At 40.5% G+C, this 11,935-nt stretch carries 11 protein-coding genes; 9 read left to right on the forward strand and 2 right to left on the reverse strand.

Annotated features, from left to right (window positions below; genetic code table 11):
• The first annotated feature begins 27 nt into the window (after window positions 1-27).
• The 5 genes from tuaE (at window position 28) to EV579_RS12020 (ending at window position 5,425) form a co-directional block, all read left to right on the forward strand.
• Window positions 28-1,488: a teichuronic acid biosynthesis protein TuaE gene (gene tuaE / locus EV579_RS12000; RefSeq protein WP_133744507.1), complete on the forward strand. Its 1,461-nt coding sequence runs from the start codon at window positions 28-30 to the stop codon at window positions 1,486-1,488.
• A gap of 61 nt (window positions 1,489-1,549) precedes the next feature.
• Window positions 1,550-2,227 (forward strand): teichuronic acid biosynthesis protein TuaF, encoded by a 678-nt coding sequence (gene tuaF / locus EV579_RS12005; protein ID WP_024426261.1) that lies wholly within the window; start codon window positions 1,550-1,552, stop codon window positions 2,225-2,227.
• A 24-nt stretch (window positions 2,228-2,251) separates the two neighbouring features.
• Window positions 2,252-3,007, forward strand: a complete 756-nt coding sequence (gene tuaG, locus EV579_RS12010; RefSeq protein WP_133744508.1) for a teichuronic acid biosynthesis protein TuaG — start codon at window positions 2,252-2,254, stop codon at window positions 3,005-3,007.
• Window positions 3,008-3,026: 19 nt separating this feature from the next.
• Complete coding sequence (gene tuaH / locus EV579_RS12015; protein ID WP_243837422.1) at window positions 3,027-4,223, forward strand: teichuronic acid biosynthesis protein TuaH; 1,197 nt, start codon at window positions 3,027-3,029, stop codon at window positions 4,221-4,223.
• A 134-nt stretch (window positions 4,224-4,357) separates the two neighbouring features.
• Entirely contained in the window at window positions 4,358-5,425 is a 1,068-nt protein-coding gene (locus EV579_RS12020) for a glycosyltransferase family 4 protein (protein WP_024423627.1), read from the forward strand.
• Window positions 5,426-5,460: 35 nt separating this feature from the next.
• On the opposite strand, the gene EV579_RS12025 is transcribed toward EV579_RS12020, so the two are convergent.
• Window positions 5,461-6,552: an LCP family protein gene (locus tag EV579_RS12025; protein WP_024423626.1), complete on the reverse strand. Its 1,092-nt coding sequence runs from the start codon at window positions 6,550-6,552 to the stop codon at window positions 5,461-5,463.
• Window positions 6,537-7,205, reverse strand: a complete 669-nt coding sequence (locus EV579_RS12030; protein WP_012011434.1) for a YigZ family protein — start codon at window positions 7,203-7,205, stop codon at window positions 6,537-6,539. Before EV579_RS12030 ends, EV579_RS12025 begins: the two co-directional genes overlap by 16 nt.
• Before the next feature lie 221 nt (window positions 7,206-7,426).
• Here EV579_RS12030 and degS point away from each other — a divergent pair, with 221 nt between their 5' ends.
• The 4 genes from degS to EV579_RS12050 all read left to right on the forward strand — a co-directional run bounded on the left by degS (window position 7,427) and on the right by EV579_RS12050 (window position 11,932).
• Window positions 7,427-8,602 (forward strand): two-component sensor histidine kinase DegS, encoded by a 1,176-nt coding sequence (gene degS, locus EV579_RS12035; RefSeq protein ID WP_024719243.1) that lies wholly within the window; start codon window positions 7,427-7,429, stop codon window positions 8,600-8,602.
• Between the two features lie 64 nt (window positions 8,603-8,666).
• Window positions 8,667-9,356: a two-component system response regulator DegU gene (gene degU / locus EV579_RS12040; protein WP_008348273.1), complete on the forward strand. Its 690-nt coding sequence runs from the start codon at window positions 8,667-8,669 to the stop codon at window positions 9,354-9,356.
• A 215-nt stretch (window positions 9,357-9,571) separates the two neighbouring features.
• On the forward strand, window positions 9,572-10,414 hold the full coding sequence (locus EV579_RS12045) for a DegV family protein (protein WP_024423625.1): 843 nt from the start codon (window positions 9,572-9,574) through the stop codon (window positions 10,412-10,414).
• A gap of 120 nt (window positions 10,415-10,534) precedes the next feature.
• Window positions 10,535-11,932 (forward strand): ATP-dependent helicase ComFA, encoded by a 1,398-nt coding sequence (locus EV579_RS12050; protein WP_279586125.1) that lies wholly within the window; start codon window positions 10,535-10,537, stop codon window positions 11,930-11,932.
• The last annotated feature ends 3 nt before the right edge of the window (window positions 11,933-11,935 follow it).

The following is an 11,935-nucleotide window of genomic DNA, read 5'->3' on the forward strand; positions in this document are numbered from 1 at the left end:
GATGGGTTGCTTAGGAGGAAAATGGGTATGAGTGTGAAACAAACAGCATGGCAAATCATGATCGGATGTATATTGTTTGCAGCAGGGCTAGGACTTGTACAAATGGCGTCTGCGCAGCCCGTCGGGTTAAAAAAGATCGTCGCCATTCCAGTCCTGCTTTTGGTCCTGACAGCTTTTCTCGTGTTGATGAAGCTATATATGAACGGTGAGCAAGTGTTCATGTCAGTCATTTATCTTTTAATTGCATTGACCTTTCTCAACAACGCTTTCTTTTCTATTAGTGCTGGGTTCTTTAGTCTTTTTCTCTACCGTATCATGCTCATTGCCGCCTTTGCTTTATTCATTTGGCGGATGAGAGATAAGGGGACGTACATATCGCAGTGGCAGCAGATTCGTGTAAAAGGGATTCTTGGTTTTTTCGCTGCATGGTTTCTTTACGGGCTCATCTCACTGCTGTGGGCTCATTCGGTCACAGACGGTCTCAAATATATGTCCCTGCTTGCGATGGGGATGGGATTTGTCTTTCTTGTGGTCATGTACATTCAGCGAATGGATCAAGTGGTCACCTTTTATAGCATTTGGCTCGTCATGACTGTATTTGTCATGGGGATAGGGTTTTATAATCACTTTACTTTAAACCATTTACCGAATACTTCATTGTATCTTGGGCCGGCGTATAAACAGCACTATCCTACAGCTGTCTTTTTTAATCAAAATGACTTTGCGACGTTTTTATCCATTAGCTTTTTCTTGTATTTAGCGTGTATGCGGCAAATGAAAAATGGTTATATCAAAGCCTTTGGATTATTTGGCGCCATCGCAGCACTGTATCTCATTTTGTTAACAGAATCCCGCGCCAGCCTGCTTGGTATATTTGCAGGAGTGGTCATCTATGTGTGGCTGCTCATGCCGCGCTTTCTCAAAAAGTGGTCACTCATCGCAGCAGGCGGACTTGGTGTTATCTGTATCGCTGTTTTTTCAGGCAAGATTTATTCAGTCTTTTATGACTTGTTTCTCGCTTCTCAGGTCACGCATTCTTTTAGTGAACCACTCCCATCCAACATTGCGAGAGCGAATTTGATCAAAAATGCATGGCATTTCTTTACGGATTCATACGGGTTCGGTGTCGGAGCGGGTAATGTGTCTTACTACTTAGCCCACTTTTCCATCTTTGATACAGATCAAGTCGTTGAAGTGCACAATTGGCTGCTGGAAGTGATGACGAACTTTGGGTTTGCGGTCATGCTGGGCTATATCTCCGTCTACGCTTATCTCATGTTCACGCTGTATAAACAATACCAATGGGCTGACACAAGATCAGCAAAAATGATCATTGAAGGTTTGTTTGCTGCCATGCTGAGCTTTCTCGTTTCAAGTATCAGTCCTAGTTCTGTCTCGAATTTATATTTCCACTGGGTCTTTTTAGGACTCGTGATCGCAGCGGTGAATATGTTGAAAAACAAACAGCGCTTGGTAAACCGTGTGTGATGCTGCGCTGGTATGGCTACACTAATGAAAAAGCAAATACGTCAATGTTGGGAGAATGAACATGTCTGGTTTCATATCTAGAATAGGGAAGCGAATCAAAAAGTATATTGTATGGCTTGTGCTGCTGCCTGTCGTATTAGGCGCTTTTGGATTCTTTTTTGCCAAAGGAACAGTGCAGCAGTCTAGTTACACAGCTGCCGTTACGCTTACACTTGGTAAATATGATGACGGAGTGTATAACAATATCGCAGAAGTGACATCTCTATTAAAAAGCGATGCATTTTTAAATGAAGCACTCAGTGATGTGAAAGAAGAAGAAAGGCAGGATGTGAAAAGCCGCCTCATCCTCACCAATCAATCAGATACTCAATTACAGCTGTCCTTCACAGATGCTGATAAGGATCATGCTTTAGCTGTCGTGAAGCAGGTGTCAGATACATTTCTGAAGCAAGACAAAGCATTATTTACAAAAAGGCAGCAGGTGATTGAAAGTAGACTATCTGCTTTAGAAGACGAATCTGTCAGCAATGATTCCAAAGTCGATAAAGAACGATTTTTATATGAATTGGAGTCTACAAAGCTTGGAATGAAGCAGGCGAAGATTGTTGATCCTGCCCAAGTTCTTGATGAAGGCAATAAAGGCATGTCAGCGAAAAAGCGGGCACTGCTTGGACTTGTCATTGGCTTTAGCATCTCGCTCATGTTTGTGGTCTTACCCGAAGTGTTCAAAGAATCTTAATGATGAACTGGAGATGAGTCTTAGGTGAACAATCAACCGTTAGTATCAATCATTACACCGGCCTATAATGCGGAACGTTATTTAACGGATACAGTTCATTCCGTCCTTGCCCAAACCTATTCTAATTGGGAACTGATCATCGCAGATGATTGTTCAACAGATGGAACAAGGAAGCTGCTTGGGGACTTAAGTGAAGCAGACGACAGAATCAACGTCATTTATTTAGAGCAAAATGGGGGAGCCGCCATCGCCAGAAACGCAGCCATCAAACAGGCAAAAGGCCGCTTCATCGCTTTTTTAGACAGTGATGATAAGTGGAAAGAGACGAAGCTCGAAAAGCAGGTAGACTTCATGCTGACAAACGATTATGCCTTTACATTCACGGCATATGACATCATTGCAGAAAATGGAGAGCCTTTGGAAAAAACTGTCACTGCACCAGCAAGATTAACTTATGATGAAGCTTTGAAAAATACCATTATCGGCTGTTTAACGGTGATGCTTGATGTAGAGAAGATAGGACATGTAGAAATGCCGAACATCCGCACAAGACAGGATTTAGCTACGTGGCTGTCCATATTAAAAAGAGGATTTACAGCCTATGGAATGAGTGAACCGCTCAGTGAATACCGCATCGTTGGAAACTCGATCTCTAGTAACAAGTGGAAAGCAGCGAAAAAAACGTGGTTCGTCTACAGAGAAATTGAGCAGCTTCATTTTGTCAAAGCATCTTGGTGTTTTATGCACTATGCGACAAATGCTGTGAAGAAGCGCTTATAAACAGAAGGGAAAAAAGGTGATAAAGGTGAAAGCAGACTCGATCATACATGTTATCGTAGCGACGGGAGAATGGGGACAGGACGGCTTGAGGTACAGACGGCATCGACTGGCGGAATTTCTAGCATCTGATCCAGAAACGAAAGAGGTCATCTGGGTATGCCCATCTGCATCCCGTCATACAGCTCCCTTTCAGCCCATAACCGATCGAATGAAGCAATTGACCATTCCTGATGTGCTCAAGAGCAAATTTTTCCGCTTTGGCCGATATCAAGACATGTTCTATATTCATAAATTGTCCCCTCTTCTTGAGCATTTGCGGCAGGAGGAAAAGAAGGGAAGCGCTGTTTGCTTATGGTATACGTTTCCGGGCTTTCCGCTCTTATCTTCTTTATTTGAATGGAAACATATTGTCTATGACTGCAGTGACCTGTGGGGAGAGCCGATAAGCGGCAAAAATAATTTGCTTTCTTATATGAGGCAGCGTGTCATTGTGAAAGCAGAAAATCGAATCATCAAATACGCACACAGCATTACATGCTCTTCTCAATACTTACACGATCAAATCAAAAAGCGTCTTATGGGCGAACCAAAAGATGTGTTTACAGTGGAAAATGGCGTTGAGTACGATGTGTTTGCAAAAAACAATCTTCCGTGTAAGGAGGATGTGCTGCAAGGTAGAGAAGGAACTGTTCTTGGTTTTATTGGAGGCATCAAGCCGAAGCTGGATTTTGACATGATAGCAGAAGCTGCCCGCATGCAGCCTGATTGGACATTTTTATTTGTCGGTCCGGATGGAACAAATGGTGATCCATCTTTTCAGCATGCACTTAAACTGCCGAATGTGATTTGGACAGGTGCTGTTGCACCAGAAGAAGTGCCTGCGTATATGAAGCTGATTGATGTAGGCATGATGCCATACAAACAATCTCCTTACAATCAAGCCGTGTTTCCGCTCAAGCTATATGAATTTTTAGCCGCAGGAATACCGGTTGTTGGTTTAAATCTTCCGTCAACGGAAAGGCTAAAAGAGAATGATGTGTATGAATATTTAGAAGGCGAGGATCCTGCGCTCTTCGTAGAAGCCTGCCAAAAAGTGATCAGCAAAAAAGACGACATGACCTATAGACATCTAAGACAAAGCCGTGCGAAGAAAAAAGATTGGCACGCGCTGTTCACAAATATGGTGGAACTAACGAATATTAAAGAAAACGCATAATTCATCAGGGATTGTGCGTTTTTATTTGTTTCTTCTTCACAGGGGGAGCTTGTGATCATCCTCTATTCAATTGTATAATGGAAAGAGCGGCCAATATACAAAATACAGATTTCAATTTAGAAGGAGACTGACCTATGGATTACGAACGCGCCTTATTAGCGTTTTTTGTCTCTCTGGCTACAGTTTTAATTGTGACACCAATCGTCAAAAAGTTTGCAATTAAGATTGGTGCAGTGGACCAGCCGAATAAACGAAAAGTTCATGATAAAGTAATGCCTCGAATGGGCGGTTTGGCAATTTTTATTGGGGTAGCGGCTGGAGCATTAGCAGGCGGGCTGTTTCTACATAATAAAATTACAGCAATTTCAGTTGGTGCCGTACTTATCGTCATTCTAGGTATATTTGATGATAAATATAATTTAAGTGCAAGGTTTAAATTTCTCGTACAAGTTCTTGTTGCTTGTCTGATTGTAAGCACAGGCTTAAAAATGGACTTTTTCTCTGTTCCTTTCTTAACAGATCGAATTGAGTTAGGTTGGATGGCATATCCCCTAACCGTGTTATGGATTGTCGGAATTACAAATGCCATTAATTTAATTGACGGCCTTGATGGACTGGCTGCCGGTATTTCTGTCATCGGTTTATCGACCATTGCCGTGATGGCATTTTCAGCTGACAAAATTTTGATTCTTTCTTTATCACTTGTTGTCATTGGCAGTACCATCGGCTTTCTCTTTTACAACTTTCATCCAGCGAAGATTTTTATGGGTGACACCGGTTCGCTTTTTTTAGGCTACATGATTTCGGTGTTGTCACTATTAGGGCTGTACAAAAGTGTCACTTTGTTTAGTGTAGTTGTCCCAGTGATCATCTTAGGTGTCCCAATTTTCGATACCACCTTTGCCATCATTAGACGAATATTAAACAAACAGCCGATCTCAGCACCTGACAAGTCTCATATTCATCATAGACTGATGGCCTTTGGCTTGTCACATCGCATGGCTGTCATCGTGATTTATATGATTGGCTTAGTCTTTAGCTTAAGTGCGATTTTGCTGACAAGCGCCACCATTTGGTTATCACTGATTATTATCTTTTTACTGGTCATGTTCATGCAGGTGATTGCAGAAGTCACAGGCTTGGTGAATGAAGAGTTTAAACCATTTACGAAATTTTATAAACGAATGGTCAAAAGACAATAAAAAACAGCCCGTTCCTAGGAACTGGGCTGTTTTTATTATTGTCCAGGTGTGCTGGTCGATGAGTTAGTTGTATCAGTTGACCCTGTTTCACCAGAAGACGGATTGGTTTGTGAATCTGTTTCAGTTGAAGATTCAGTAGGAAGCTTTAAATGCGTCCGTAATTCATTTTGCACGTTAGCTAAATTGGTCGGATCTGGCTCAAAGTAATACGTGCGATTTGGCCCTAAATAAAGGTCTGATCCCTTAATAGAAAGAGTTTCTGTGTCGTCTCCTTTAAATCCGCTGTAGATTTGCTGAAGCGCAAGACCTTCTGTGATACGGAAATTGGTCGTAATGTGATCACTGACTTCTTTAGCAATGTTATCGACGTTCGCAATGTTATTTGGCTTCGCCATTTGATCAATCATTGCACGTAAAATTTGTTTCTGACGATCGTTACGTCCGAAATCACCGCGTGGATCTTGTTTTCTCATCCGTGCGTAAGCAAGTGCTTCTTCCCCGTTTAAATGCATATTGCCTTTTTTAAAGTAAATCTTTTTCGATTTTTTAACATCACTTTTTTCATTGAAGTCAAATGGAACATCGATATCAATTCCGCCGACTTCATCAATGACATCCTTGAATCCGTCAAAATCAACGGTTGCATACTTATCAATCGGAATATGCAAGAATTGTTCGACAGTTTCAATCGTTTCATCTTTACCGCCTTTAGCAAATGCTGCATTGATCTTTTCTTTACTTCCTGTTGTATCACTTGCAAGCTGTACGCGTGTGTCACGAGGAATACTAACCATTTTCATCGTTTTGTCTTGAGGGTTAATCGTTGCGACAATGAGTGAATCTGAACGCCCATGATCACCCTTTGTGGCATAATCCTCAATTCCGACAAATAATACAGAGAAAGGTTTTTTCTTAATATCAATGACAGCATCACGAAGATTCGATTTCTCTCCACGGTTTAGTTCATCATATGTTTTGTCAGCAGCTTGAAGAGTATTGACGATTTTATATACTGCGAATCCGCCCATGCAGATGATAAGTAGCAAAAATAAGACCAGAATACGTTTGATAATTCTCTTCTTCTTACTCTTTTTCTTTCGTACACGCACTTTTACTCGTTGTGCCATTCATCTGTCTCCTTTATCGGACCAATGTCCTTTTCTAAATAAATCAATTCGCCTTCTTTTGTAACACTCTTTCCATTTGTCAGCTCAGTCATCCACTCAATGAACTGCTCTGTTTGTGTTTCTTCGACATATGTCTCAAAAATAACATCTTCTGCATAATGGATTTCTTTTAGCTGAAAAGATGAGGCTCTAAGCTCATTCTCTACCTTTCCAAGCCATGTATAATCTATTGTTGTGTGCATTGTACGCATTAAACAGCGCTCTACCATTCCAACATGGTTGATAGCTTCTGATACAGATTTTCCGTAGGCACGAATCAATCCACCGGCACCTAGCTTGATACCGCCGAAATAACGAGTGACCACAACGACTGTATCTTTCAGCTTCCGTTTTTTTAGCACTTCAAGCATTGGCACACCTGCTGTACCGCTTGGTTCACCATCATCATTCGCTTTTTGAATCAGGTCATGTTCACCAATGAGATAGGCTGAACAATTATGTGTGGCATTCCAATGTTGTTTTTTAATGGATTGTATAAATGCTTGTGCTTCTTCTTCTGAGACAGCACGCTGTATATGACAAATAAAACGTGATTTTTCAATGACGATCTCATGCTCGCCACGACTTTTTACTGTAAGATAGCGATTCAGCAAAAGACATACCCTCCTGACAAGCAAATTGTAAGACTAGTGAAAATTTGCATTGGTTTTAGAATTTTACAGCGTATTTTGTTATGATGATAGGAGCGGAAAAAGGGTCGTCATAAAAACTTCAAGATTTATACGCATTCTTTCATTATAATTCGACATAAAATGCAGATCAATGACATTTATAATAAAAAAAGATGACATCACTGTTACGGGAGGGAAAAGCCATGACAACACCCAAAATGGATCCGAAATTATTGGATTCAATCATCATGAAAATGCTAAGTACAGTTGATGGCAGCAAGGACGAAGTATTTAGAATAGGCGAACAGTCCCGTCAACAATATGAAAGCCTAGTAGAAGAGCTGAAGCAAATCAAACAGCAAGTAAACGAAGTAATTGATTTTGGGGATAAGCTGGAAGTCCATACAAGACATGCTAGAAACCGCTTATCTGAGGTCAGCAGAAACTTCAACAAATTCAGCGAAGAAGAAATACGTGAGGCCTACGAAAAAGCACATAACTTGCAAGTGGAACTCACCATGATTCAGCAGCGCGAGAAGCAGCTGAGAGAAAGAAGAGACGATCTGGAAAGACGATTATTAAGCTTACAAGACGTCATTGAACGCTCTGAAACGCTTGTGAGTCAGATTACAGTTGTTCTCAACTATCTTAACCAGGATTTACGGCAGGTTGGCGTTTTACTTGAAGATGCTCAGGCAAAACAAGATTTTGGGCTGAGAATTATTGAAGCCCAAGAAGAAGAACGCAAAAGAGTGTCTCGGGAAATTCATGACGGCCCTGCTCAAATGCTGGCAAACGTGATGATGCGTTCCGAATTAATTGAACGGATTTTTAGAGACCGCGGTACAGAAGAAGGCTTTAAAGAAATTAGAAGTCTCAGACAGAATGTGCGAAATGCACTGTACGAAGTGAGAAGAATCATTTATGATTTAAGACCGATGGCTTTAGATGATTTGGGTCTGATTCCAACACTGAGAAAATACTTAAACACAATTGAAGAATATGATGGAAAAACCAAAATTACGTTCCAATGCCTAGGTGATACAGAAAACGAAAGAATTGCTTCTCAATTTGAAGTAGCACTGTTTAGACTAGCCCAAGAAGCTGTCACAAATTCATTAAAACATTCTGAAGCTGAAGAAATCTCTGTCAAAGTAGAAGTAACGAAAGACTTTGTGACCTTAATTATTAAAGACGATGGAAAAGGCTTTGATATGAAAGATGTGAAAACAAACAAAAACAAATCCTTCGGTTTACTTGGCATGAAAGAACGCGTAGACTTACTGGAAGGTAAAATGACCATAGACTCAAAAATAGGTCTAGGGACATTCATCATGATTCGCGTGCCACTAACATTGCAAAATAAAATTGTAAAATAGAGTCAAAAGACATATTGACCATAAAGTTCAGGTGTAGAACAATAAACATGGGGAGGCGTAGCTTGTGACTAAAGTAAATATTGTAATTATTGATGACCACCAATTATTCCGTGAAGGTGTCAAACGGATTTTAGATTTTGAACCTACTTTTGAAGTAGTTGCAGAAGGAGACGACGGTGACGAAGCTGCACGTATCGTAGAACACTATCATCCGGATGTTGTCATTATGGACATTAATATGCCGAATGTAAATGGTGTTGAGGCTACAAAGCAGCTTGTTGAGCTTTATCCCGAATCAAAAGTCATTATTCTATCTATTCATGACGATGAAAACTATGTAACACATGCATTGAAAACAGGGGCGAGAGGCTACCTGCTAAAAGAAATGGATGCAGACACACTCATCGAAGCAGTGAAAGTTGTAGCTGACGGAGGCTCTTATTTACATCCGAAAGTCACTCATAATTTAGTAAATGAATTCCGACGCTTGGCAACTAGCGGCGTTTCAGCACATCCACAGCATGAGGTATATCCTGAAATTCGCAGACCACTTCATATCTTAACTAGACGTGAATGTGAAGTTCTTCAAATGTTAGCTGACGGAAAGAGCAACAGAGGAATCGGTGAATCGCTCTTTATTAGTGAGAAAACAGTTAAAAACCACGTGAGTAACATTTTGCAAAAAATGAATGTAAACGATCGTACACAAGCTGTTGTTGTAGCTATTAAAAACGGCTGGGTAGAAATGAGATAATGTTCCGGACAAGTACTCCTTTTTCGCCTGTTTTTATTCTCTCACATTTTAGGTGGAGGGAAATGATAGACAGGGTAAGGAGTCTTTTTCGGATATAGCGGGCTTGCCTATTGATTAGGCAGGCTTTTTTGATTACTATTATAAATCTAATGAAAAAATGATCATTCTTTTAAAATAAAAAAGAGTAACTTAACGAATAAGGAAGGTATTTAAGAATGAAAATAGCCGTTGTAACAGACAGTACTGCTTATCTACCACAAGAGCTGCGTGATAAACATAATATTCATATGATCCCCCTTAACGTCATCTTTGGCAGTGAATCATACCGTGAAGAAATAGAAATGGACTGGAAGACATATTATGAAGAAATCAAAAAACACAAAGATCTTCCAACAACCTCTCAGCCTGCTTTCGGTGAATTAATAGCCTTATATGAAAAACTAAGTGAAACATACGACGCCGTGATTAGTATCCACCTTTCAAGTGGAATTAGTGGAACGTATAATAGTGCGGTCTCAGCGAATGATCTAGTTGACGGGATTGATATTTACCCGTTTGATACAGAAACAAGCTGTATGGCACAAGGTTTTTATGTGTTAGAAGCTGCTGAAAAAATCCAAGAAGGTGCTTCTTTAGAAGAAGTGTTAGCACATCTAAATTACCTGAAAGAAAGTCAGCGGGCGTATTTTATGGTAGACGATTTAACTCATTTGCAAAGAGGCGGCAGATTAAATGGTGCTCAGGCTTTTATTGGAAGCCTCTTAAAGGTAAAGCCTATTTTGCATTTTGACAACAAGCTAATTGTTCCTTTTGAGAAGATCCGCACACGTAAAAAAGCCATTTCACGTATTTTTGAATTATTTGATGAAGATGCATCACGTGGTGTTCCGATGAGAGCAACACTGATACATGGTAATAGAGAAGAAGAAGCAGAAGAATTAATTGCGCACTTATCAGAAAAATATCCTCATGTTGAATTTTATAAAAGCTACTTTGGTGCCGTAATCGGCACCCATCTAGGTGAAGGCTCTTTAGCCCTTGGCTGGGTGATTAGATAATTCCTAAAAAACCTCTTTTCTTATGGAAAAGGGGTTTTGTTTTTCTATTTTACCTGTTGGACGAAATGTCATGTCTTTGCGCATAATAGCCAAACATCAATTGAAAGGTGTTTGGTAATGTTGAATATGGACAAAGCAATGGAACTAATGCGGCAGCTGCATTCACGCCATCTGCTCACCGTTGAAACAAAGTGCCCACAGTCCAATTTAGATTGGCTGGAGGAGAAGGGCTTAGTCAATCGGTCTCCAGCCATTGAGAGGAAAGTAAATGGTTTTACATGCTGCCGGTGCGGTGTATCACACAAGCGGTATTTCGCTCATTCTCCATGTGAAGTGTGTCAAAAGGATTGTGTGTACTGTAGATCATGCATCATGATGGGAAAAGTAGCAGAATGTGGGTTTCTTTATGAATGGACAGGTCCACAAATGGTAGAAACATGTCGAGCCGAATTAACATGGCAGGGAGAGCTGTCTAAAGGACAAAAAAGAGCGTCAGAAAGAATGATTGAAGCTATTAAAAACAAATTTGATCTACTTGTTTGGGCGGTTTGCGGAGCAGGGAAAACGGAAGTACTTTTTCACGGAATCGAATATGCGTTAAATCAAGGAATGAATGTCTGTATTGCGACACCTAGAACAGATGTAGTGCTTGAACTCGAACCACGGCTTAGAAAAGCATTTCAAGGGGTGACAATTACCGTACTTTACGGAGGTAGTTCTCAAAGGTTTCAAATAACACCGCTTGTGATCACCACAACCCACCAGCTGATGAGATACAAAAATGCTTTTGATGTGCTCATTGTAGATGAAGTCGATGCCTTCCCTTATTCAATGGATGAGCGTCTCCAATTTGCTGTTCTAAAGGCGATGAGAAAGAACAGAGGGGTCAGGATTTATTTAAGTGCGACACCCTCTAAAAAAATGACGAGAGAGGTTTCTCGTGGAAAACTGGAAGCGATAAAAATTCCTTTGCGTTTTCACGAGCAACCATTACCCGTACCGACCTTTCATTGGATCGGTCATTGGAAAAAGAAATTAAAAAAGAACCAGCTGCCCCCTAAAGTGATGAATTGGATGCAGAGACATATTGCAAATAAGAGAAGAATATTACTTTTTGTTCCTTCAATTGCTACCATGAAGAAGGTAACGAAGATTCTTCGAGAACAATCCTTGAACGTGGAGGGGGTATCTGCCGATGATCCGGATAGAAAACAAAAGGTTCAGCACTTTAGAGATTACGTATACGATGTACTAGTTACAACCACTATTCTAGAAAGAGGCGTAACGATTCCGAATGTTCAAGTGGGGGTACTAGGTTCGGAATCTACTATTTTTACAGAGAGTGCACTTGTTCAGATTTCTGGGCGGGTAGGCAGACACCCGGATTATTGTACAGGAGATGTTTTCCTTTTTCATTTTGGTTTAACGAGAAGTATGAAACAAGCAAAGAAGCATATCGCAAAAATGAATGATACGGCTGCAAAAGAGTTTTCTGAAAAACAGTGTGGGTTCAACTAAATC

It is taken from the genome of Bacillus sp. BK450 (genome assembly GCF_004364885.1).
In the GTDB taxonomy this organism is placed as follows: Bacteria; Bacillota; Bacilli; order Bacillales; family Bacillaceae; genus Bacillus; species Bacillus safensis.